Origin of the sequence: Nocardiopsis suaedae (assembly GCF_027706745.1) — a bacterium.
Classification (GTDB): Bacteria; Actinomycetota; Actinomycetes; order Streptosporangiales; family Streptosporangiaceae; genus Nocardiopsis_A; species Nocardiopsis_A suaedae.
Genome location: NZ_JAQFWP010000001.1, coordinates 187595 through 210455, shown reverse-complemented (window position 1 = coordinate 210455; position 22861 = coordinate 187595). Strand labels below are relative to the sequence as shown.

21 protein-coding genes are annotated in these 22861 nt (G+C 74.5%); 14 read left to right on the top strand and 7 right to left on the bottom strand.

All coding sequences use genetic code 11. The features are described from left to right. Positions 1-121 precede the first annotated feature (121 nt). From O4U47_RS00920 to O4U47_RS00895, 6 genes are all read right to left on the bottom strand, one after another. Entirely contained in the window at positions 122-2008 is a 1887-nt protein-coding gene (locus O4U47_RS00920; protein WP_270675130.1) for a thiamine pyrophosphate-dependent enzyme, read from the bottom strand. Further along, positions 2005-2931, bottom strand: coding sequence for an ABC transporter ATP-binding protein (locus O4U47_RS00915; protein ID WP_270675128.1), 927 nt, complete (start codon positions 2929-2931; stop codon positions 2005-2007). The genes O4U47_RS00920 and O4U47_RS00915 overlap by 4 nt, the downstream gene beginning before the upstream one ends. A gap of 14 nt (positions 2932-2945) precedes the next feature. Continuing rightward, the gene (locus O4U47_RS00910) at positions 2946-3782 is read right to left on the bottom strand and encodes an ABC transporter permease (protein ID WP_270675126.1); all 837 of its coding nucleotides are present in this window, start codon (positions 3780-3782) and stop codon (positions 2946-2948) included. Then, positions 3779-4627 carry an ABC transporter permease gene (locus O4U47_RS00905; RefSeq protein WP_270675124.1) on the bottom strand — a complete coding sequence of 283 codons (849 nt, stop codon included), beginning with the start codon at positions 4625-4627 and terminating at the stop codon, positions 3779-3781. Before O4U47_RS00905 ends, O4U47_RS00910 begins: the two co-directional genes overlap by 4 nt. Further along, a complete protein-coding gene (locus O4U47_RS00900; protein WP_270675120.1) occupies positions 4624-5589 on the bottom strand; it encodes an ABC transporter substrate-binding protein in 966 nt (321 codons plus the stop codon). The genes O4U47_RS00905 and O4U47_RS00900 overlap by 4 nt, the downstream gene beginning before the upstream one ends. A 65-nt stretch (positions 5590-5654) precedes the next feature. Continuing rightward, complete coding sequence (locus O4U47_RS00895; protein WP_270675116.1) at positions 5655-6617, bottom strand: ABC transporter substrate-binding protein; 963 nt, start codon at positions 6615-6617, stop codon at positions 5655-5657. A 264-nt stretch (positions 6618-6881) separates the two neighbouring features. On the opposite strand from O4U47_RS00895, the gene O4U47_RS00890 reads away from it, so the two are divergent. The 9 genes from O4U47_RS00890 to pcaC all read left to right on the top strand — a co-directional run bounded on the left by O4U47_RS00890 (position 6882) and on the right by pcaC (position 15757). Beyond that, positions 6882-7712 (top strand): IclR family transcriptional regulator domain-containing protein, encoded by an 831-nt coding sequence (locus tag O4U47_RS00890; RefSeq protein WP_270675113.1) that lies wholly within the window; start codon positions 6882-6884, stop codon positions 7710-7712. A gap of 502 nt (positions 7713-8214) precedes the next feature. Next, positions 8215-9075 carry a CoA transferase subunit A gene (locus O4U47_RS00885; protein ID WP_270675111.1) on the top strand — a complete coding sequence of 287 codons (861 nt, stop codon included), beginning with the start codon at positions 8215-8217 and terminating at the stop codon, positions 9073-9075. Continuing rightward, entirely contained in the window at positions 9072-9854 is a 783-nt protein-coding gene (locus O4U47_RS00880; RefSeq protein ID WP_270675108.1) for a CoA-transferase subunit beta, read from the top strand. The genes O4U47_RS00885 and O4U47_RS00880 overlap by 4 nt, the downstream gene beginning before the upstream one ends. A gap of 49 nt (positions 9855-9903) precedes the next feature. Continuing rightward, a complete protein-coding gene (locus tag O4U47_RS00875; protein ID WP_270675105.1) occupies positions 9904-11079 on the top strand; it encodes a thiolase family protein in 1176 nt (391 codons plus the stop codon). Positions 11080-11093: 14 nt separating this feature from the next. After that, positions 11094-11867: a protocatechuate 3,4-dioxygenase subunit beta gene (pcaH, locus tag O4U47_RS00870; protein ID WP_270675103.1), complete on the top strand. Its 774-nt coding sequence runs from the start codon at positions 11094-11096 to the stop codon at positions 11865-11867. After that, positions 11867-12457, top strand: coding sequence for a protocatechuate 3,4-dioxygenase subunit alpha (gene pcaG / locus O4U47_RS00865; RefSeq protein WP_270675101.1), 591 nt, complete (start codon positions 11867-11869; stop codon positions 12455-12457). The genes pcaH and pcaG overlap by 1 nt, the downstream gene beginning before the upstream one ends. A 232-nt stretch (positions 12458-12689) precedes the next feature. Beyond that, positions 12690-14024 (top strand): lyase family protein, encoded by a 1335-nt coding sequence (locus O4U47_RS00860; RefSeq protein ID WP_270675098.1) that lies wholly within the window; start codon positions 12690-12692, stop codon positions 14022-14024. A gap of 503 nt (positions 14025-14527) precedes the next feature. Further along, positions 14528-15319, top strand: coding sequence for a 3-oxoadipate enol-lactonase (gene pcaD, locus O4U47_RS00855; protein WP_270675095.1), 792 nt, complete (start codon positions 14528-14530; stop codon positions 15317-15319). A gap of 36 nt (positions 15320-15355) precedes the next feature. Beyond that, positions 15356-15757: a 4-carboxymuconolactone decarboxylase gene (gene pcaC / locus O4U47_RS00850; protein WP_270675092.1), complete on the top strand. Its 402-nt coding sequence runs from the start codon at positions 15356-15358 to the stop codon at positions 15755-15757. A 129-nt stretch (positions 15758-15886) separates the two neighbouring features. Here the strand turns inward: pcaC and dnaK are convergent, their stop codons facing one another. Beyond that, on the bottom strand, positions 15887-17758 hold the full coding sequence (gene dnaK, locus O4U47_RS00845; protein WP_270675089.1) for a molecular chaperone DnaK: 1872 nt from the start codon (positions 17756-17758) through the stop codon (positions 15887-15889). A 395-nt stretch (positions 17759-18153) separates the two neighbouring features. Between dnaK and O4U47_RS00840 the strand changes: the two genes are divergently transcribed. The 5 genes from O4U47_RS00840 to O4U47_RS00820 all read left to right on the top strand — a co-directional run bounded on the left by O4U47_RS00840 (position 18154) and on the right by O4U47_RS00820 (position 22733). Beyond that, a complete protein-coding gene (locus tag O4U47_RS00840; RefSeq protein WP_270675300.1) occupies positions 18154-19122 on the top strand; it encodes a TetR/AcrR family transcriptional regulator in 969 nt (322 codons plus the stop codon). After that, complete coding sequence (locus O4U47_RS00835) at positions 19119-20021, top strand: BKACE family enzyme (RefSeq protein WP_270675086.1); 903 nt, start codon at positions 19119-19121, stop codon at positions 20019-20021. Before O4U47_RS00840 ends, O4U47_RS00835 begins: the two co-directional genes overlap by 4 nt. Positions 20022-20169: 148 nt before the next feature. Beyond that, positions 20170-21207 carry a 3-hydroxyacyl-CoA dehydrogenase NAD-binding domain-containing protein gene (locus tag O4U47_RS00830; RefSeq protein WP_270675083.1) on the top strand — a complete coding sequence of 346 codons (1038 nt, stop codon included), beginning with the start codon at positions 20170-20172 and terminating at the stop codon, positions 21205-21207. Further along, entirely contained in the window at positions 21204-21641 is a 438-nt protein-coding gene (locus tag O4U47_RS00825) for a thioesterase family protein (RefSeq protein WP_270675081.1), read from the top strand. The genes O4U47_RS00830 and O4U47_RS00825 overlap by 4 nt, the downstream gene beginning before the upstream one ends. A gap of 210 nt (positions 21642-21851) precedes the next feature. Further along, positions 21852-22733 carry an SAM-dependent methyltransferase gene (locus O4U47_RS00820; RefSeq protein ID WP_270675078.1) on the top strand — a complete coding sequence of 294 codons (882 nt, stop codon included), beginning with the start codon at positions 21852-21854 and terminating at the stop codon, positions 22731-22733. Positions 22734-22861 lie beyond the last annotated feature (128 nt).

The window sequence follows — 22861 nt, the reverse complement described above, 5'->3', positions numbered from 1 at the left end:
GGGAGCGCACCCGGAGCGGTCCGAGCCCGCCCGATGGCCGACCTCGGGGCCGGGACGGGGGCCGGGGCCCGGCACCGGAGGGCATCGGCGGCGGGCCGGGGCCCGCCCTGGGCAGGCGCGGTCATGGACGGAAGTCGGGGTCGGGGGCCACGGCGACGTCGAGGACGACCGGTTCGGTGCGCTCGCGCAGTCCGGGCAGGAGCGCGTCGAGTTCCGCGTCGACCTCGGCGGCGGTGGTGGCGGTACGGGCGGGACAGCCGAGGCCGCGGGCCAGCGCGGCGACCGACACCTGGGAGAAGTCGGGCCAGGGCGCCTTGCCGCCGTGGCGTTCGGCGAGGCGGTCCATGACGGCGTAGCGGCCGTTGGACAGCACGATGAACAGGACTCCGGCTCCGTAGCGGGCCGCGCTCCACAGCGCCTGGACCTGGTACAGGGAGGAGCCGTCGCCCACGACCGCCACGACCGGGCGGTCCGGCGCGGCCATGCGCACCCCGGTGGCGGCGGGGAGGGCGAACCCGAGCCCGCCCATGGCGGCGGACAGGAACCCCATCGGCCGCCGGGCGGGAACGAGGCGGTGCAGGTCGGGGCGGCTGGAGGGGGTCTCCTCGACGAGGACGGTGTCCGGGTCCATCCGCGCGGCGAGCGCGGACAGGACACGCGCGGGCCGGAGTGCGGCGACGCCGCCGACGGCGGAGGAATCGGCCGGCTCCGCAGCCGGTGTCCCCGTGCGCGGGGCGCTCGCACCATCATCCGCGCCGTCGCCGACGGTGTCCTGTACCTCGGAACCACGCGAGTCGCGCCCCTCCGGGCCGGTTTCGGCCCCGCGTTCCGCGCCGGGCTCGTCTGGGGGCGATGCGGCCCGGACCGGGGCCACGGCGGCATCGGCGGCCGCCACGGCGTCCGTCGGCGCCCCCACTGCGCCTGTGCCCTCCTCGCCGCTGCCGGGGACGGCCCCAACGTCGGCGAGGGCCGCCGTTCCCCGCTTCGGACGCGATGGCACCTGGGCCGTGAGGAGTCTCAGCGCCGGTCCGATGGGCGCTACCACCGCCACCTCGGCCGGGGCCCGGTGCGCCTCGGCCGGGTCGTCCGTCAGCAGCGCCACGCGCGTCCCCTCCGGAACCAGCGGCCCCTCCGTGTAGGGGTACTGGCGGAACACCGGCGCCCCCACCGCGAGCACGGCGTCGCACCCGTCGAGCCGCTCGCGGAGCCCGGCCCGGTCGGCGGGCAGCACCCCCGCGTACAGCGGATGGTCCTGCGGGAACCCGGCGCGCGCCCCGAAGCTCTCCTGGAACACCGGGGCCCCGATGCGTTCGGCCAGCGCCCGAAGGGCGTCCCACCCCTCCTCCGAATCCGTTCCCGCGCCCGTGACCACGGCGGGCGCCGACGCGTCGGCCAGCAGAGCGGCGAGGGGCGCCACGTCGGCCGCCTCGGCGGCGGCCGACCGCACCACGCGGGCGGGCGCCGCGTCGGGGTGGTCGGCCCCGCCCGCCGGGGCGGACCAGTCGCCCTGCGGCACGACCACGATCGCCGGTCCCCGCCCGTACTCGGCCTCGAAGCGCGCCCGCGCGATCGCCCCGGGGACCTCCTGCGGGACCGCCGGTTCGCACGTCCAGACCGGGTACTCCCCCGCCAGCCCGCCCAGCCGCCCGGCCAGGAACGGCTCCAGGGCCAGGTGGCGGCGGTCCTGCTGGCCCACGAGCACCACCAGCGGCGCCCGGTTGACGCGTGCGGTGGCCAAGGCGCCGACGGCGTTGCCCAGCCCGGCGGTGGTGTGCAGCTGCACCAGGGCGGCGCGGCCCCGCGCGATCGCCCATCCGGTGGCCATGCCGACCACCGACCCCTCGTGCAGGGCCAGGACGAAGCGCAGGTCGTCGGGGAGGTCGGCGAGGAAGGCGACCTCGGTGGAGCCGGGGTTGGCGAAGAGCGTGGTGAGCCCGTGGGCGCGCAGCACCGCGACGGTGGCGTCGCGGACGGTGGCTCCGGCTCCGGCCGCATCCGGGACACTCACCGCAGGCCCCCGCTCGGGGTGGGCGCCCGGTCGGGGCCGTCGGCGCCGCCCGCGCCGCCCGCGCCTTCGTCGGCCTCCGAGGCGTCGGCGCCGGTCCCCGAGGCGTCGGTTCCGGCCGTCCCGCCCCCCTCGGCCGCGCCTTCCCCGCCCCCTCCGGAGCCGTTCTTGGCGTTCTGGATCTCCCGGTACACCTGGGCCCGCAGCTCGGCGAAGCGCGGAGCGGAGCGGGTGGTGAGCTGGTCCCGCTCCTCCGGAAGGTCCACCCGCACGTCGTCCTGCACGACGGTCGGCGAGGCGGACAGCACGATCACCCGCTGTCCCAGGTACACCGCCTCGTCGATGTCGTGGGTGACGAAAAGGACCGTCATGGAGAACCGCTGCCACAGACCCCGGATCAGGTCCTCCAGGTCGGCGCGGGTCTGCGCGTCGACGGCGGCGAACGGCTCGTCCATCAGCAGCACCCGGGGCTCGTAGGCGATGGCGCGGGCGATGGCCACGCGCTGCTGCATCCCGCCGGACAGCTCCCAGGGGTGCTGGGCCCCGGCGTGCGCGAGGCCGACGGCCTCCAGCGCCCCGTCCACCAGCTCGCGGCGGCGGGCCTTGGGCAGCCGCTTCTCCTTGAGGGGCAGTTCGACGTTGCCGCGCACGGTCAGCCAGGGGAACAGGCTCCGCCCGTACTCCTGGAACACCACGGCCATGTCCGGCGGCGGCCCGGTGACCGGTCGGCCGTCGATCGTGACCGCGCCCGCCGTGGGGCGCATCAGCCCCGAGACGCACTTGAGCAGGGTCGTCTTGCCGCAACCGGAGGGGCCGACCAGGCAGGACAGTTCGCCCTCGGCGAGGCGGAAGGTCAGGTCGCGCACGGCCTCCACATCGCGGCCCCGGCCGTTGTAGGTCTTGCGCAGCCCGTCGACGTCGAGCATGGGGGTCCTTCCTCTCATTCCCCGCGCGAGGCGGCGCGCAGTCCGCGGTGCCAGGCCAGGGCGTGCCGCTCGGCGCGGGCGAAGACGGCCGAGAGCACCACCCCCAGCAGGCCCAGCAGCACGATCCCGCTCCACATCTCGGGGATGGCGAAGCTCCGCTGGAACTGGACCACGGCGTAGCCCAGCCCGCTGGAGCTGGCGAACATCTCACTGATGACCATGAGGATGATCGCGATGGACAGGGCCTGGCGCAGACCGGCCGCGATCTGGGGGCTCGCCGAGCGCAGCACCAGCACTCCGAGGCGGCGCCGCCCCCGGACGCCGTAGACGCGGCAGGTGTCGGCCAGGACGGGGTCGACGGCGCGCACCCCCTCCACCGTGTTGAGCAGCACCGGCCACACGCACCCGGACACGACGACGGCGGCGCGCATCGAGCCGTCCAGGCCCACCAGCAGCATCAGCAGCGGGACCAGGACCGGCGGCGGCACCGCGCGCAGGAACTCAAGGACGGGTTCGGCGGCGGCGCGCAGCCGGGTCGACAGCCCCAGCGGCACGCCCAGCCCGATGCCGAGGACGGCGGCCAGGGCGTAGCCGGTCAGCAGCAGGCCGACGCTGGGCAGCACGTCGGTGAAGAAGCGCTCGGAGACCCACACCTCGGCGAAGGTGGCGGCGATGGTGCCGGGGTCGGTGAGGAAGAAGCTGCCGGAGGACGCGGCCGCCCACCACCACAGGGCGATGAGCACGGCGGGGAGCCCGAGCACCCGGCCGGCCGCCGCCGCACCCGTGCGCGCGGCCGTGCCCGCGGTCGCGGTCGCCTTCACGCTCCCGTCCGCGTTCCCGTTCGCGCTCATACGGCCGCCTCCCCTCGGACGGAGCTGTGCCAGCGCAGCAGTCGGCGCTCCAGCGCGCGGACCCCGGTGTTGACCGCGACGCCCAGCAGGCCGGTGGCCACGATCAGGGCGTACACGAGCGGGGCGGCGCCGCTGGACTGGGCGACGGAGATCTCCTGGCCCAGGCCGGGCGTTCCGATGGTGAGCTGGGCGGTGATGGTGAGGATGAGCGCCACCGCCGCCCCCAGCCGCACCCCGGTGAGCAGGTAGGGCAGGGCGGTGGGCCACACCAGGTGGCGCAGGCGGGCCCACCGGCCCAGCCCGTAGGCGCGGGCGGTCTGCTCGGCGACGGGGTCGAGGTCGGCGACCCCGTAGAGGACCTGGATGTAGATCTGCCAGAAGGAGGCGTAGACGACCAGCAGCAGTGTGGACCGCAGGTCGGTGCCGTACATCAGGATCGCCAGCGGGATGAGCGCGACCGAGGGGATGGGGCGCAGGAACTCGACGGTGGAGGCGGTGGCGGCGCGCAGCGCGGGGACCGACCCGATGACCAGGCCCAGGGCGACGGCGGCCGCGAAGGCGATGGCCAGGCCCAGCGCCCAGGCGGAGACCGTGGCGCCGACGGCGCTCCAGAAGGCGGCGGTCGCCGACCGTTCGGCCAGGGTGGCCAGCACCTCGGAGGCGGGCGGGAGGTAGTCCGCGGAAACGGCGGGCGTGCGCGGGACCACCTCCCACAGCAGCAGGAAGGCGGCGGCGCCCGCGCCCCCCAGGAGGGCGTCGCGCCCGGGGAGGGGGCGGCGCGGGGCCGCGGCGGCGGGGCCGGGCCCCGCGCCGGTCCCGGCGGCGGGGGCGGGGGCGGCGGTCATCCGGCGTCCGCGAACAGCGCGTCGACGTCGGGGGTCTGCTCCACCAGGCCGTCCTGCTCCATGAGGTCGGCGATGGTGCTCACCGACTCGCGGTCGGTCTCGGGTGGGAACAGGGGCAGCCGGATCTCCTCGATGAGGGTCGGATCGATCTCGGTGTACTCGCCGACGATGCGCCGCACCTCCTCGGGGTTGCTCTGGGCGTAGGCCAGGCCCTCCTCCATGGCGGAGGCGAAGTCGGCGGCCAGCTCCGGGGCCTCGGACAGGAGTTGTTCAGAGGTGAAGTAGGCGGCGATGGTGAGCTTCGGGTGGGCGTCGACGAAATTCGAGGCGACCTCGGTGGCGCCCGCCTCCAAGGAGGTGGTCAGGAAGGGCTCGACCACCCAGGCGGCGTCGATCTCCTCCTTCTCCAGGGCGGGGGGCATGTCGGGGAGGGCCAGCTCCATGAACTCGACCTGGGCGGGGTCGCCGCCGGCCTTGCGGACGGAGTTGCGCACGGTGGTGTCGCCGATGTTCTCCAGGTTGTTCACGGCGACGGTGGCGCCCTCCAGGTCCTCGGCGGAGGTGATGGGACTGCCCTCGGGGACGACGACGGCGCCGAAGTCGTTGCCCTGCTCGCCGGTGGTGGCCGCGCCGTTGGCCACGACCTTCATGGGAAGCCCGGCGTCGCGGGCCACGAGCAGGGAGGTGACGTTGCCGAAGGCGAAGTCGAAGTCGCCGCTGGCGACGCCGGGAATGGCCTGGGCGCCGCCGGTGGTGTTCTGGATCTCGACGTCGAGGCCGCGGTCGGCGAAGAAGCCCTGGTCGACGGCGAGGTGGAGCGGCGCGACGTCGACGATGGGGATGGCCCCGACCGTGATGGAGCGGGTGCCGCCCCCGTCGTCGCCGCCGTCGCCGCCGCAGGCGCTCGCGGCCAGGATCAGCGCCGCCGCGGACGCGGCCGCGGGGAGAAGTCTGTGACGCATGGGGTCTCCATTCGCAGGGGGCACCGGCGGGCGCGGGGCCTCGGCGGCGGGGGCGGGGGCGGCGGTCATCCGGCGTCCGCGAACAGCGCGTCGACGTCGGGGGTCTGCTCCACCAGGCCGTCCTCCTCCATGAGGTCCGCGATGGTGCGGATGGACTCGCGGTTGATGTCGGTCGGGAACGAGGGCAGCCGGATCTCCTCGATGACGGCCGGGGCGATCTCGGTGTACTCGCCGAGGATGCGCCGCACTTCGTCGGGGTTGTCCTCGGCGTAGGCCAGGCCCTCCTCCATGGCGGCGGTGAAGTCGGCGGCCAGCTCCGGGTCCTCGGACAGGACCTGCTCGGAGGTGAAGTAGGTCGCCATGGTCAGCTTCGGGTGGGCGTCGACGAAATTCGAGGCGACCTCGGTGGCGCCCGCCTCCAAGGAGGTGGTCAGGAAGGGTTCGGCCATCCAGGCGGCGTCGACCTCCTCGTTCTCCAACGCGGCGGGCATGTCGGGGAACGGGAGTTCGGTGAACCCGACCCGGGTGGGGTCGCCGCCGGCCTTGCGGACGGAGTTGCGCACGGTGGTGTCGCCGATGTTCTCCAGGTTGTTCACGGCGACGGTGGCGCCCTCCAGGTCCTCGGCCGAGGTGATCGGGCTGCCCTCGGGGACGACGACGGCGCTCACGTCGGCGCCCTGTTCACCGGTGGTGGCCGCGCCGTTGGCCACGACCTTCAGGGGCAGTCCGGCGTCGCGCGCGAGCAGCAGGGAGGTGACGTTGCCGAAGGCGAAGTCGAGGTCGCCGCTGGCCACGCTGGGGACGGCCTGGGCGCCGCCGCTCATGTTGCGGATCTCCGCCTCGATCCCGCGGTCGGCGAAGAAGCCCTGGTCGACGGCGAGGTGCAGGGGGGCGAGGTCGACGATGGGGATGGCGCCGACCGTGATGGTGCGCCTTCCGTCCCCGTCGTCCTCTCCGCCGCCGCAGGCGCTCGCGGCGAGGGCGAGCGCCGCCGCGGCCGCGGCGGCGGACAGGAGTCTGTGACGCATCGGCTCTCCATTCGCAGGGGGTGCGGCGGGCGCCGGGGCGCCCACCCGAGAGGGGGGTTTGTGCGTCTTGCGAACGGCCGTTCTGCTGGCGAACGTAATTGACGCCCCGGCCAGCGTCAACCCCGTACGGCGGCCTCACCGACGGTGACCAGCCGGTGAATCCGTAGCGAGATCGGACCACCGGACCTATGCCCCCCTCCTCGCCCACCCGCCCGCGCCCACCCTGTTCGGTATGAGAACATTCCCGGGACCGAAAGGGAGCGCATGTCCGACACCGACTCCGACGCCGGCGCCGGCGCACCCGGGCCGCGCGGCGACCACTTCGTCCAGTCCCTGGAGCGCGGCCTCGGGGTCGTCCGGGCCTTCTCCGCCGAGCGGCCGGAGATGACGCTGAGCGAGGTCGCCCGCGCCACCGGGCTGACCCGCGCGGCCGCCCGCCGCTTCCTGCTCACCCTGGCCGACCTGGGGTACGTGCGCTTCGACGGCCGCCTGTTCGCGCTCACCCCGCGCGTGCTGGAGCTGGGGTACGCGTACCTGTCCGCGGCGGGGCTGCCCGAGGTGGCCCAGCCGCACCTGCAGGCGCTGGCCGCCGAGGTCCGCGAGTCGTCGTCGGTCTCCGTCCTGGACGGCGACGACGTGGTGTACGTGGCGCGCGCCGCGACCTCCCGGATCATGACGGTCGCGATCAGCGTCGGGACGCGCTTCCCGGCCTGCGTGACCTCCATGGGCCGGGTGCTGCTGGCCGGGCGGCCCGACGCCGAGCTGGAGGCCTACCTGGCCCGGCTGGAGGTGCCCGCGCTCACCGCGCACACCGTCGCCGACGCCGCGGCCCTGCGCACGGAACTGGACCGGGTGCGCGCCCAGGGATGGGCCATCGTGGACCAGGAGCTGGAGGAGGGCCTGCGGTCGGTGGCCGCCCCGATCCGCGACCGCGAGGGCCGGGTCGTGGCCGCCGCCAACGTGTCGGTCCAGGCCAGCCGCATGCCGGTGCGCGGCCTGCGCACCGAGATCCTGCCGTCGCTGCTGGCCACGGTCGCCCGTGTCGAAGCCGACCTGGAGATCGCCTCCCGCACCTCGGGCCCGGCACGGGCGTAGCGCCCGGCACCCGCCGCCGGGAGGAGGGGCGGCCGAGCAGGCCCCCGCTCACGGGTTCCAGCCGGGCAGCGGATCGGCGGACTCCAGCCCCCTCCAGAATCGGACATCCTGGACACCGCACTGCTCCGGGAGCCCGGCCCCGGAAGGAACGGACAGCGGCCCGCGCCGAGATGCGCCTGGTTGTTGGAATCCACGCCCGAATACCAACTACCAGGCGGATCTCGACGAACGGCCCCATGCCTGGCGGCCGCCACGGACGCGGGCGCCCCGCCCGCCGAGCCGCCCCGCCCGCCCGGACCGCGAGGGACCCAATGGACGGCAGGCAGGGCCGGGGAACCGCCCCGATCCCGCCGTCGCCGCCCTGCCCAGTGACCACGCACACGCCCGCCGCCCGACAGCGCCATCGCCCCCCTCCCGCCTTGACCGACGGTCCGGGCGCCAGTAACGTCCAAGGCGTTCGCAAAGAGAACAATGATGCGCTATCCGAACGAGAGGGGGCGCGATGATCCTGCCGTTGGACCGGGCCGTGGCCGAGCTCGTCCGCGACGGGGACACGGTCGCCATGGAGGGGTTCACCCACCTCATCCCGGTGGAGGCCGGCCACGAGGTCATCCGGCAGGGGCGGCGTGACCTGACCCTGGTGCGGATGACCCCCGACATCGTCTACGACCGCATGATCGGCGCCGGGTGCGCCCGCCGGCTCGTCTTCTCCTGGGGCGGCAACCCCGGGGTGGGCTCGCTGCACCGCTTCCGCGACGCCGTCGTCAACGGCTGGCCCCGCCCCCTGGAGCTGGAGGAGCACAGCCACGCCGGGATGGCCAACCGCTACGCCGCCGGGGCCGCCGGGCTGCCCTTCGCCGTGCTGCGCGGCTACGCCGGCACCGACCTGGTCGGCCGCACCCCCACCATCAAGCCCATCACCTGCCCCTTCACCGGGGAGGAGCTGGCCGCGGTGCCCGCGCTCAACCCCGACGTGGCGATCGTGCACGCCCAGCGCGCCGACCGCTCCGGCAACGTGCAGATGTGGGGCATCACCGGGGTGCAGAAGGAGGCGGTGCTGGCCGCCGACCGCGCCCTGGTCACCGTCGAGGAGGTCGTCGACGAGCTGGAGCCGGTCCCCGGCCAGGTCGTCCTGCCCTCACGGGTGGTCAGCGCGGTCTCCCCCGTCCCCGGAGGGGCGCGCCCCTCCTATGCCCACGGGTACTACGTCCGCGACAATGACGCCTACCGCGCCTGGGACGCCGTCGGCCGGGACCGCGACCGCTTCACGGCCTGGCTCCGGGACGAGGTGTTCGGCGCCGCGGGCGGCCCCCGGACCCCGGACCGGGCGCCCGGCGAGGACAGGGAGGAACAGACCGCATGACCGCCACCGCTTCCCCGCTCTCCCCCTCCCCCTCCACGGCCGACGCCGACGAGGTCATGACGGTCACCGCCGCCCGCGCCCTGGCCGACGGCTCCTCCTGCTTCGTCGGCATCGGCCTGCCCAGCACCGCCGCCAACCTGGCCCGCCGCACGCACGCCCCGGACCTGTGGATGGTCTACGAGTCGGGCACCCTGGGCGCCTCCCCCGACACGCTCCCGCTGTCCATCGGCGACGGTGAACTGGCCGAGACCGCCGACAGCGTCGTCCCGGTCACCGAGGTGTTCAACTACTGGCTGCAGGCCGGGCGGATCGACACCGGCTTCCTCGGCGCCGCCCAGATCGACCGGTTCGGCAACATCAACACCACCGCCATCGGCGACTACGACGCCCCCGCGGTGCGCCTTCCCGGCGCCGGCGGTGCCCCCGAGATCGCCGCCTCCTGCGGGCGGGTCATCGTGATCGTGCGGCAGAGCCCCCGCACCTTCGTCGAACGGGTCGACTTCACCACCTCGGTCGGCCACGGCGGCGGCCCCGGCGACCGGGAGCGCCTGGGGCTGCGCGGCGCCGGGCCGGTGCGCGTCATCACCGACCTGGGGGTCCTGGAGCCCGACCCCGCCACCCGCGAGCTCGTGCTCACCTCCGTGCACCCGGGCGTCACCGCCGAACAGGCGCGCGAGGCCACCGGGTGGGACCTGGCCGTCGCCCCGGACCTGGCCACCACCCCCGCCCCCGAACCGCACGAGCTGGCGGTGCTGCGCTCGCTCACCGGGCGGGGCTGACCCCGCCCGCCGTCCACGCCCGCCCCGACCGCCCCCTGGAGGCCCCACCGTGAACGATGTGTTCGTCATCGACGCCGTCCGCACCCCGTTCGGGCGCTACGGCGGCGCCCTGTCCGGCGTCCGCCCCGACGACCTGGCCGCCCACGCCGTCTCCGGCCTCACCGCGCGCTCGCCCGGGCTCGACCCCGCCGCCGTCGACGACGTCTACTTCGGCGACGCCAACGGCGCCGGGGAGGACAACCGCAACGTGGCGCGGATGGCGGCGCTCCTGGCCGGGCTGCCCGTCAGCGTCCCCGGGGCCACCCTGAACCGGCTGTGCGGGTCGGGGCTGGAGGCGGTCATCGCCGCCAACCGGGCGGTGGCCGTGGGTGACGCGTCCCTCGTGGTCGCCGGGGGCGTGGAGTCGATGAGCCGCGCCCCGTGGGTGATGACCAAGCCCGAGAAGGGCTTCCCCGCCGGGCACGGGACCCTGCACTCCACCACCCTGGGCTGGCGGATGGTCAACCCGCGAATGGAGCCCGCCTGGACGGCGTCCCTGGGCGAGTGCACCGAGCAGATCGCGGACGAGTTCGGGATCGCACGCGAGGAGCAGGACGCGTTCGCGCTGCGCAGCCACGAGCGCGCGGCCGCCGCCTGGGCCAAGGGCGTCTTCGCCGACGAGGTGGTGGACGTCCCCGGGGTGGAGCTGGAGCGCGACGAGAGCGTCCGCGAGACCTCCGCCGAGAAGCTGGCCGGGCTCAAGCCCGCCTTCCGCACCGACGGCACCATCACCGCGGGCAACGCCTCCCCGCTCAACGACGGCGCCGCCGCGGTGCTGGTCGGCGACGCCGAGGCGGCGCGGGCGGCGGGGCGCGAGCCGCTGGCGCGCATCGTCAGCCGGGGCGTGGCCGCCGTCGAGCCGAACCGGTTCGGCGTGGGCCCGGTCGCGGCCGCCGAGACCGCGCTCCGCCGGGCCGGGATCGGCTGGGGCGACCTGGCGGCGGTCGAGCTCAACGAGGCGTTCGCCGCCCAGGCCCTGGCGTGCGTGCGCAGCTGGGACGGGCTGGACCCGGACATCGTCAACCCCAACGGCGGGGCCATCGCCATCGGCCACCCGCTGGGCGCCTCCGGGGCGCGCATCCTGGGCTCGCTCGCCCACGAGCTGCGCCGCCGCGGCGGCGGGTGGGGGCTGGCCGCCATCTGCATCGGCGTCGGGCAGGGCCTGGCCGCCGTGCTGCACGCGTGAGAGGAGCCAGGACCATGGGCCAGGACACGGCTGCCGGACAGGGCACGGACGCGGGCCAGGACACCGCCGCCGTCCCGGGCTACCGCCGGGACCCCGGTGTTCACCCGCCGCTGGACTACCCCGGGTACCGCAGTACCGCGCTGCGCCACCCGCAGCGACCGCTGAAGGTGCTGCCGCACCTGCTGACCGAGATCACCGGGCCGCTGCTGGGCGAGGACCGGGTCGGACCGCTGGACCACGACCTGACCCGCCAGCACGACGGCGAGCCCCAGGGCCAGCGGATCACCGTGCAGGGGCGGGTGCTGGACGCCGACGGGCGCCCGGTGCCGCACACCCTCGTGGAGGTCTGGCAGGCCAACGCCGGGGGCCGGTACCGGCACAAGGGCGACAATTGGCCGTGCCCGCTCGACCCGAACTTCACCGGGGTGGGCCGGACGGTCACCGATGCCGACGGGCGGTACTCCTTCACCACGGTGCGCCCCGGCGCCTACCCGTGGAAGAACCACGACAACGCCTGGCGGCCCGCGCACATCCACTTCTCCCTGTTCGGGAGGGCGTTCACCCAGCGGCTGGTGACGCAGATGTACTTCCCCGGCGACCCGCTGTTCTTCCAGGACCCCATGTGGAACTCCATCCCCGACCCGCAGGCCCGCGAACGGCTGGTGGCGCGCTACGACCACGCCCGCACCCAACCGGAGTGGGCGCTGGCGTACACGTGGGACATCGTGCTGCGCGGGCGCGAGTCGACGGTGTTCGAGCACGAGCTGGCGCTGGAGGACGACGACTGATGGAACCCACGACACCCTCGCAGACCGTCGGACCCTTCCTGCACATCGGGCTGCCGTGGCCGGATGGGCCCTACGCGCTCCGGGAGGGCGCGCCGGGCGGCGTGTGGCTGCGGGGAACGGTCACCGACGGCGCCGGGGCGCCGGTCCCGGACGCGCTGATCGAGACGTGGCAGGCCGACCCGGGGGGCGGGTTCGACCACCCGGACGACCCGCGGGGCGCGGTGCGCCATGACGGGTTCCGGGGGTTCGGCCGGTGCCCGACCGACGCCGAGGGCCGGTGGGGCGTGTACACGCTCAAGCCGGGTCCGCTGCCGGGTCCGGTACCGGGGCCGGGGCCGGGGCCGCAGGGCCCACCGCTCCTCCAGGCGCCGCACATCGACGTGTCGGTCTTCGCGCGCGGGATGCTGCACCGGACGGTGACGCGGCTGTACTTCCCCGACGAGGAGGAGGCGAACGGGCAGGACCCGGTGCTGTCGTCCGTCACCGACCCCGAGGAGCGCGCGACCCTGGTGGCGGTCGCGGCGGAGGACGGCTACCGCTTCGACATCCGCCTCCAAGGGGAGGGGGAGACGGTGTTCTTCGACATCTGAGCCGGGCGGGAGGGGGCGGACGCGCCCCGGCGGGCGTGGCGCGGCCCGGCGCCTTACGGGGAGCGGCCGCCGACCGCTTCTCGGAACCGGGCCGTCCCGCCCGCGGCCGCCTTTTCCGGAGAAGGCCCGGAACACCCCTGGTCCGGCGGCGGAGCGCCCGGCGATGATGCGACCAGGACGACCACCGGTCGGCCACCTGCCGACGACCGGCCACGATCGAGGAGGAGCAGCCGTGTTCGGGGACATGTTCGCCCGCGGCGCCGTCGCGGGGGAGACCGGCGAGCAGGCCTGGCTCCGGGCGATGCTCGACGCCGAGTCCGCGCTGGTGCACGCGCTCGTCCGGGCCGGCCTGGCCGCACCCGGCGACGCCGAGGCCGTGGAGGCCGCCCGCAGGGACGGCCACGTGGACGCGGAGGCCGCGGCCCGGGGCGCCGCCGACTCGGCCAACCCCGTCGTCCCGCTGGTCCGGGAGCTGACCCGGGCCGTGGAGGGGTCCGCGGCGCGGCACGTGCACCAGGGGGCGACCAGCCAGGACGTCATGGACACCGCCGCGGTGCTGGTGGCCCGCCGCGCCGGTGGCGCCGTCCTCGCCGAGGCCGACCGGGCCGCGTGCGCGCTGGCCGGGCTGGCCGAGGAGCACCGGCGGACGGTGATGCCGGGCCGCACCCTGCTCCAACAGGCCCTGCCGACCACGTTCGGCCTGGTCGCGGCCGGGTGGTTGCACGCGGTGACGGGGGCGGCCGACGCCTTGCGCACCGAGCTGGAGCGCACCCCGGCGCAGTTGGGCGGTGCGGCGGGCACACTGGCCTCGCTGGGCGACCACGGCCCGGCGGTCGTCGCCGCCTTCGCCGACCGGCTGGGGCTGGCCCGCCCGGCCCTGCCGTGGCACACCGACCGGGGCCCGCTGACGGCGGTGGCGTCGGCGGCGGCGCGGACGGCGGCGGCCTGCGGCAAGGTCTCCGGGGACCTGGTGCTGCTGGCGCAGACCGAGGTCGGCGAGGTCGCCGAGGCGGCCGGTGCGGGGGTCGGCGGGTCATCGGCGATGCCGCACAAGCGCAACCCGGTGGCGGCGGTGTCGGCGCGGGCCTGCGCCGAACAGGTGCCGGGGCTGGTCGCGACGCTGCTCACCGCGCAGATCCACCAGCCGCACCAGCGCGCGGCGGGGGCCTGGCAGGCCGAGTGGCAGTCCTTCGACCGGCTGCTGTGCGCGACCGGGTCGGCGGCGGCGTGGACGGCCGACGCCCTGGAACGGCTGGAGGTGGACCCGGAGCGGATGCGCGCCAACCTGGAGCTGTCGGGCGGGCTGCCGATGGCCGAGCGGGTGGCCTCCGATCTGGCCCCCGAGCTGGGCCGGCTGGACGCCCACGACCTGGTGCGGGAGGCCTGCCGGGAGGCGGCCGAGCCGGGGGCGGACCTGGCCGCGGTCCTCGACCGGAGGCTGGCCGGGCGCCGCACCCCTGAGCGGATCCGGGAGCTGTTGGACCCGACGGCGTACCTGGGTGCGGCCGACGCGTTCATCGACGCGGCGCTGGACATCTACCGCACCCGCCCGGAAGGGCCCGGGTAGGAGGCCGTGGCGGCGGCGACGCCTCCCCGTCGAACGGCGCCCGCGCCCGTGCGACCGGTCCCCGGCCGCACGGCGGGTCAGCGGAATGCAAGCGACAACGCGGCGTCAGAGAGCGACAGAGAGGGAGGCGGGCCACCTGGTGGGCCCGTGGGCCGCCGGTCCTGCGGATGTCCCTCAACGGGGCGGCGGGATGGTGTCCGTTGGAGGGTGGCGTGGTGGAACCTTCACCGGTCGCGACCGCCTCGGCGAACGGCCGGAGGCCGCCTCGCCGAAGGGCGGGGCGCCGAAGGACGGGGCGCCGGTCACGTCATCGGCCGTCCCGGGCCGTGACCGGCGGGTCGACCCGGCCGCACGGGAATCACACCACTCCAACAGAGGCCACGGCGGGACACGCCCGCCCCGGGCCCGCGTCCACCGGCGCCGGGGACCGACGGCGCAGGATGCGAACGGTGGCCACGGCTCTCTCGGCCACTGGACACGAACCGATGAACGGAGGTACCCCCTTGACCGCACAGCCGACCGGGCGCCCCATCACGGGCGGACTCCACGCGGTGGCCGAGGGCCCCGAGGCCGCACCCGCCGTCGTGCTGGCCGGGTCGCTCGGCAGCACGCTGGAGATGTGGGACCCGCAGGTCGAGGCGCTGACCTCGGCCGGTCTCCGGGTGGTCCGCTTCGACCACAGGGGGCACGGCCGCTCCCCCGTCCCCGACGGCCCCGCCTCCATCGCCGACCTCGGGGCCGACGTACTCGGCCTGCTCGACCGGCTCGGCCTGGACCGGGTCGGCTTCACCGGGCTGTCCCTCGGCGGCATGGTCGGCATGTGGCTGGCGGCCGCCGCCCCCGAGCGGATCGACCGGCTCGCGCTGATGTGCACGGCCGCCTGGCTCGGGCCGCCGGAGAACTGGACCGACCGCGCGGCGACCGTGCGCGCGCACGGGGCCGGGGCGGTGGCCGAGGCCGTGGTCGGGCGCTGGTTCACCCCCGGCTACGCCGCCGCGCACCCCGGCGAGGTCGCCCGGATGCGGGAGACCGTGGCCTCCACCCCGGCCGAGGGCTACGCCGCGTGCTGTGAGGCGATCGCCGCCATGGACCTGCGCTCCGACCTGGGACGCATCACCGCTCCGACGCTGGTCGTCGCCGGGGCGCACGACCCGTCCACACCGCCCGAGCACGCCGAGCGCATCGCCCGGGCCGTCCCCGGCGCCCGCCGCCACGTCCTGGACGGGGGCGCGCACTTGGCCAACCGTGAATGCGCCGACGAGGTGAACCGCCTGCTCGTCGCGCACTTCGCCTGACCCCGCCCTGCCGCCGACCCTTGGAGGAGACCGACCGTGACCGAGCGGACCGACCGGACCGACGATGAGCGCCGCGCCGCGGGCATGCGGGTCCGGCGCGAGGTGCTGGGCGACGCCCACGTCGACCGCGCCGAGGCCGGGAAGAGCGAGTTCACCGCGCCGTTCCAGGACTTCATCACCCGCTACGCGTGGGGCGAGGTCTGGACGAACGGCGTGCTGGACCGCAGGACGCGGAGCTGCATGGTGCTGACGGCCATGGTCGCCAAAGGCCACTGGGAGGAACTGGCCATGCACGTCCGCGCGGCGGTGCGCAACGGCCTGAGCGAGGAGGAGATCCGCGAGGTGTTCCTGCAGGCCGCCGTGTACTGCGGGGTCCCCGCCGCCAACAAGGCCTTCGGGATCGCCCAGCGCGTCCTGGCCGAGCCGGTGCCGGAGTAGCGGAGAAGGGGAGCGGGCCGGAGGGGGTGCGCGGTTCTCCCGCCGCGGCCTCCCCGTTGATCTCGGGAAAAACGACCCTACAGGCGCGGTTTTAGCGTCGATTCTCCCGAGGTCAACGGCGGGGGGCCGTTAGGCGCCCTTGCCGTCCTGCCCCTTGTCGTCGTCCACGATCTCGGCGTCGACGATCTCCTCTTCCTGGTCGCCGGTGTCGGAGGTGCGGGCGCCCCCGGACGCCGACGGTCCCGTGTCCCCGGCCGTGCCGCCGTCCGCCGCCGCGTAGATGGCCGACCCCATTCTCCGGCTGACCTCGCCGAGCTTGCCGGCGGCCGCGGAGACGGCCGCGGTGTCGCTGCCGTCCAGGGCCCGGCGCACCTCGCCGACGGCGTCCTCGACCTCCCCCTTGATGTCCCCGGGGACCGCGTCGGCGTTCTCGCGCATGAACTTCTCGGTCTGGTAGACGAGGGTGTCGGCCTGGTTGCGGACCTCGGCGTCCTCCCGCCGCTTGCGGTCCTCCTCGGCGTACCGCTCGGCCTCGCGGACCATCGTGTCGATGTCGTCCTTGGCCAGGGCCGAGCCGCCGGTGATGGTCACCGACTGGGCCTTGCCGGTGCCCAGGTCCGTGGCCGAGACGTTGACGATGCCGTTGGCGTCGATGTCGAAGGCGACCTCGATCTGCGGCACGCCGCGCGGCGCCGGCGGAATCCCGTCGAGGTTGAAGGTGCCCAGCTTCTTGTTGTAGGCCGCGATCTCCCGCTCGCCCTGGAACACCTGGATGCCGACCGAGGGCTGGTTGTCGGCGGCGGTGGAGAAGGTCTCGGACCGCTTGGTCGGGATGGTGGTGTTGCGGTCGATGATGCGGGTGAACACCCCGCCCTTGGTCTCGATGCCCAGCGACAGCGGAGTGACGTCCAGCAGCAGGACGTCCTTGACCTCGCCCTTGAGCACGCCGGCCTGCAGGGCCGCGCCGATGGCCACGACCTCGTCGGGGTTGACGCCCTTGTTCGGCTCCTTGCCGCCGGTCAGCTCCTTGACCAGCTCCACGACCGCGGGCATGCGGGTCGAGCCGCCCACCAGCACCACTTGGCCGATGTCGTCCACCGAGATCCCGGCGTCCTCGATGACCTGGTGGAACGGGGCCCTGGTGCGCTCGAGCAGGTCCCCGGTCAGGCGCTGGAACTCGGCGCGGGTGAGCTTCTCCTCCAGGTGCAGCGGCCCCTCCGCCGACGCGGTCACGTACGGCAGCGTGATCGCCGACTCGCTGGAGCCGGAGAGCTCGATCTTGGCCTTCTCCGCGGCCTCGCGCAGCCGCTGCAGCGCCATCTTGTCCTTGGACAGGTCGATGCCGTCGGAGGCCTTGAACCGCTCGACCAGCCAGCCGACCACGGCCTGGTCCCAGTCGTCGCCGCCCAGGTGGTTGTCGCCCGAGGTCGCCTTGACCTCGACCACGCCGTCGCCGACCTCCAGCAGGGACACGTCGAAGGTGCCGCCGCCCAGGTCGAACACGAGGATGGTGGCCTCGTTCTCCTTGTCGAGGTGGTAGGCCAGGGCCGCCGACGTGGGCTCGTTGATGATGCGCAGGACGTTCAGGCCCGCGATCGTGCCCGCCTCCTTGGTGGCCTGGCGCTGGTGGTCGCTGAAGTAGGCCGGGACGGTGACGACGGCGTCGGTCACGTCCTCGCCGAGGTAGGACTCGGCGTCCCGCTTGAGCTTCTGCAGCACGAAGGCGCTGATCTGCTGCGGGGTGAAGGTCTTGCCGTCGACCTCATCGGTCCGGTCCGTTCCCATCTCCCGCTTCACCGAGGCGATGGTCCGGTCCACGTTCGTCACGGCCTGCCGTTTGGCGACCTCGCCGACCAGGGCCTCGCCGTTCTTGGCGAAGGCGACGACGGACGGGGTGGTCCGCGCGCCCTCGGCGTTCGCGATGACGGTGGGCTCGCCGCCCTCCAGGACCGAGACGACCGAGTTGGTCGTTCCCAGGTCGATACCGACCGCACGTGCCATGAGCAGGTTCCTCCGCCGACTCCTCGGGATTCAACAGGTGTGGCGCAGACAAGTTGAGCCCGCCGGACACAACCCGTCACCGCTCTCCACAGACTGCCCGACACCGCTCCGCGCGTCAATCAGGGTGAGCCTGACCCACTCAACTTTGGTGAGTGGATCAGTGGGGGCGACATGCGCGCCCACCGCACGCCGCCCTCCGGCCCGGACACCTGGCCGGACAGCGCGCGCCCCCTGGATCGCCCCACCGCTTTCTGATCCGACAGTCAGATGGATCGCATCGCCGCAACGGCCCGGGTTTATCCGATACACGCTGCGATGATCCGGTGCGCCGCCAGCGCCGCGACGTTGCGATTATCGCTACTCCCCTGCTAGCGTCACCCCCCGTGACCGACCACATGGAGGGCCTGCGCCACCGGGTCCGCGACGTGATCCGGCGGTCCGGGCGCCCGCAGCGCGAGTTCGCCGCCGTCATGGGCCTGGAGGCATCGAAGCTCTCCAAGTCGCTCAGCGGCACCCGGCGCTTCACCGCCGAAGAGCTCATCCGCATCGCCGACACCGCCGGGGTGACCGTCAACTGGCTGCTGCACGGCGAGGACGCCGCCGACGGCGTCGTCGCGGCCGCCCCCCGCGTCGCCGTGGCCACCGAGCCGCCCCCCGACGCCGGGCAGGACGGGCGCGCCGCACGCGAGCAGGGACGGCGGCGCCAGATCACCGACGCCGCCTGGCGGCTCATCGCCGAGCGCGGCTACCACTCGGTGCGCACCGCCGACATCGCCGCCGAGTGCGGGGTGTCCAGCGCCGCCATCCACTACCACTTCCCCACTCTGCGCGAGCTGCTCGACGAGACCCTGCGCTCCTCGGTCAAGCAGGCCTTCGACCGCCAGGTCGCGGTCCTGCACGGCATCGAGGACGCGCGGGAGCGGCTGCACCGCCTCATCGAGCTGCAGCTTCCCTCCCCCGGGCACCTGGCGCGGGAGTGGTCCATCTGGATGCAGGTGTGGACCGAGTCCGCGCTCGACCCCGCGATGCGGGAGCTGCACGCCGAGTCCTACCAGCGCTGGCACGACACCATCGCCCGGACGCTGCGCGACGGCGCCGCCTCCGGGGCCTTCCGCGCCGACCTGGACGCCGAGGCGGTGACGGTCCGCCTCACCGCCCTCATCGACGGCCTGGGCATCCAGGTGCTCACCGGGCGCCCCGGGCGCACCGTCGAGGGGATGCGCACCGCCCTGCACGCGTTCGTCACCACCCAGATCGAGCCGCCGGCCGGCGGCGCAGCGGCGCCCGACACACCGGCGCCCCACGCACCGGGGCCCGGCGCACCGGCCACCGAACACCCGCACACGAGCGAGGAAACCCCGTGAACGAGACCATGAACACCGAGGTCATCCTGACCGCCGCGCTGACCGGCGCCGGGGACACCGTGGGCCGCAGCCCGCACGTCCCGGTCACCCCCGAGCAGATCGCCGCCTCGGCGGTCGAGGCCGCCGGGGCCGGGGCCAGCGCGGTGCACATCCACGTGCGCGACCCCGAGACCGGCGCCCCCTCCCGGGACAACGCGCTGTACCGGGAGGTCGTCGAGCGGATCAAGGAGTCCGGCACCGACATCGTCATCAACCTGACCGCCGGGATGGGCGGCGACCTGGAGATCGGCCAGGGCTCCGACCCGTTCGCCTTCGGCGCCGCCACCGACCTGGTCGGCGGGCTGGACCGGCTGCCGCACGTCGAGGAGCTGCTTCCCGACATCTGCACCCTGGACTGCGGCACGCTCAACTTCGGCGACGGCAGCAGTGTCTACATCTCCACGCCGGACATGCTGCGCGCCGGGGCCCAGCGCATCCAGGAGCTGGGCGTGCGCCCGGAGCTGGAGATCTTCGACACCGGCCACCTGTGGTTCGCCAAGCAGATGTACGCCGAGGGCCTCATCGACGACCCGAGCATGTTCCAGCTGTGCACCGGCATCCCCTACGGCGCCCCGGCCGACCCGGGCGTGCTGCAGTCGATGGTGCGGATGCTGCCCGAGGGCGCCGAGTGGGCGAGCTTCGCGATCGGCCGCATGCAGATGCCGTGGGTGGCCCAGTCCGTACTGCTGGGCGGGCACGCCCGCGTCGGCCTGGAGGACAACCTCTACCTGAGCCGCGGGGTCAAGGCCACCAACGGCCAGCTCGTGGAGAAGGCCCGCGGCATCATCGAGGCCCTGGGCGCGCGGGTCGTCTCCCCCGACGAGGCCCGCGCCAAGCTGAAGCTGCGCAGCGCGCGCTGACCACCCCCGCCCGGGGCACCCCGGGCCGGGCGCCGCCGTACCGCGGGCGGCGCCCTCCGCCTGCCCGGACGCCGCTCCCGGCGGGTCCTGGAGCACCACCCCCCGTAAGCGGTTCTGCGACTTCCCGACGATGAGAAGGATGTGTCCGATGGCGGAGACGAACGGCGCCCCGGCGGCGACGGCCGCGCCCGGCGGGGTGCGCACGGTCGCGTGCGTGGGCGCGGGGGTGATCGGCGGCGGCTGGGTCGCCCACTTCCTGGCCCGCGGCTACGACGTGCGTGCCTGGGACCCGGCCCCCGACGCCGAGCGCAGGCTGCGCGACCTGGTCGCCTCGGCCTGGCCCGCGCTGACCCGCCTGGGACTGGCCGAGGGCGCGTCGATGGACCGGCTGACCGTCACCGGCACGCTGGCCGAGGCGGTCGCCGAGGCGGACTTCGTGCAGGAGAGCGCCCCCGAGCGGATCGACCTGAAGATCTCCCTGCTCGCCGAGATCGACGAGGCCGCGCCCGGGCATGTGGTGGTGGGCTCCTCCACCTCCGGCTACTCGATGAGCGAGATGCAGGTCAAGGCCGCCCGGCCGGAGCGCCTGGTGGTGGGCCACCCGTTCAACCCGCCCTACCTGGTTCCGCTGGTGGAGGTCGTGGGCGGGGAGTCCACGGAGCGCTGGGCCGTGGAGTGGGCCTCGGAGTTCTACCGCGCCGCGGGCAAGCAGGTCATCACCATGGACCGGGAGCTGCCGGGCTTCATCGGCAACCGCATCCAGGAGGCGGCCTGGCGGGAGGCGCTGCACATGGTGGCCGAGGGCGAGGCCACGGTGGAGCAGATCGACCGGTCCATGACCGCCGGGATGGGGCTGCGCTGGGCGTTCTTCGGCCCGTGCCTGACCTTCCACCTGGCCGGCGGCGAGGGCGGCATGGCGCACATGCTGGACCACTTCGGCCCGTCGCTGAAGGCGCCGTGGACCCGCCTGGAGGCGCCCGAGCTCACCGCCGGGCTGCGCGACGCCATGGTGGCCGGGACCGACGAGGTGGTGGCCGGGCGGAGCACGGCCGAGCTGATCGAGCAGCGCGACCGCCGGATGATCGCGGTGATGCGGGCGCTGGCCGAGGTCGAGGCCGAGGAGGCCGCCGAGGCGCGGGCCCGCGGCACCGAAGGGAACGAAGACACCGAAGGGGGCGGCGCGTGAGCGGGCCGCACCTGGTCCGGCGGGTCCTGCCCGAGTGGATCGACTACAACGGACACCTCAGCGAGGCCTACTACGTGCTGGTGTTCGGGTTCGCCACCGACGCCCTGATGGACCGCGCGGGGATGGACGCCGGGTACCGGGAGCGCACCGGGTGCTCGCTGTACACGGTCGAGGCGCACGTGCGCTACCTGCGCGAGGTCCCGCCCGGGGCGGAGCTGGAGGTGTGGACGCGGGTGGTGTCGGCGGGCGCCAAGAAGGTCCGCGTGTGCCATGAGATGTGGCTGGACGGCGTGCTGCGCGCGACCGAGGAGGTCATGGCGCTCCACGTCGACCAGGTGAACGGCGGCACCGTGCCGTTCCCCGGCGAGGTCCTGGCCCGCCTGGCGGACGCGGTCGAGGAGGTCCCCGAGTACGCGGGGCGCTCCATCGGCTGACGCCCGGAGCCGCGCCCCGGGCCCCGGCCCGGGGCGCGGCCGGGATACCAGACCGCCCCCGGTCGGCGGAGCATGTGGCCGCATCAGGCCGATGACCGGGGGTGAGGCCGTTTCGGGCCATCCGTCCCCGAATCGACGGTTACCAAGGGCGCCCGCGAGGAATAGACTCCGGAGCGTAGCGCTATCCCCCCGGATGACGATGGGACGCCGATGGCCCGACCCGACCCCCCCGAATTCCTCAAGCGGACCGGCCAGAAGTACACCGAGCCGCCCGACATCGACCTGACGAAACCGTCGATCGCGCGTGTCTATTCGTACTTCCTCGGCGGCAAGGACCATTTCGCGGCCGACCGCGATATGGCGAACTACGCTGAGGGGGTCGTCCCGGGCGTCACCGACCTGGCGCTGGGGAACCGGGCGTTCGTGCAGCGCGCGGCGCGCTACCTGGCGACAGAGGCGGGCATCGAGCAGTACCTCGACATCGGCTCGGGCCTGCCCACCGACGGCAACGTGCACGAGGTGGTGCACGAGAGCACCCCGCACGGCCGCGTCGTCTACGTCGACAAGGACCCCATGGTGCTGACGCACGCCCGTGCGCTGCTGGCCGACAACAACACCACGGTCGTCCTCAAGGCCGATCTGACCTCCCCCAAGACGGTGCTGCAGGAGGCCGTGGGGACCGGGCTGATCGACCTGGACCGGCCGGTGGCGCTGATGCTCGGCGGAATCCTGCACCACCTGCAGGACGACGACGACCCCGGCGGGACCACCCGCGAACTGTGCGACGCGCTCGCCCCCGGAAGCCACCTCGTGATCAGCCATTTCTGCTGCCCGGACGCCGCACGCTCGCCCAAGAGCGCGAAGAGGGCGGCGGCCCTGCAGAAGGCGTTCATGGAGAAGCTCGGCCACGGCCTCTGGCGCGGCCGGGAGGAGATCCTCTCCTATTTCCAGGGATGGCCGCTGGTGGAGCCCGGTCTGGTCCCGCTGAACGATTGGCGCCCCCTGCCCAAGGAGAGCGCCCAGGCGGGGAACTATGTGATGCCGCCGCGCAATAAGCACATCATCATCGGCGGCATCGCGAAGAAGCCCTGAACGGGCCCCGTCGAACCGCGGTTCGAGGCGGCTTCTCCGGGCGGGGACGCGCGCGGGCGGTCCTGTCGGAAGGAACACCGGCCGCCTCCTGTGGTCGGCCGTCGGCCCGCGCCGGCCGAGCGTCGGTC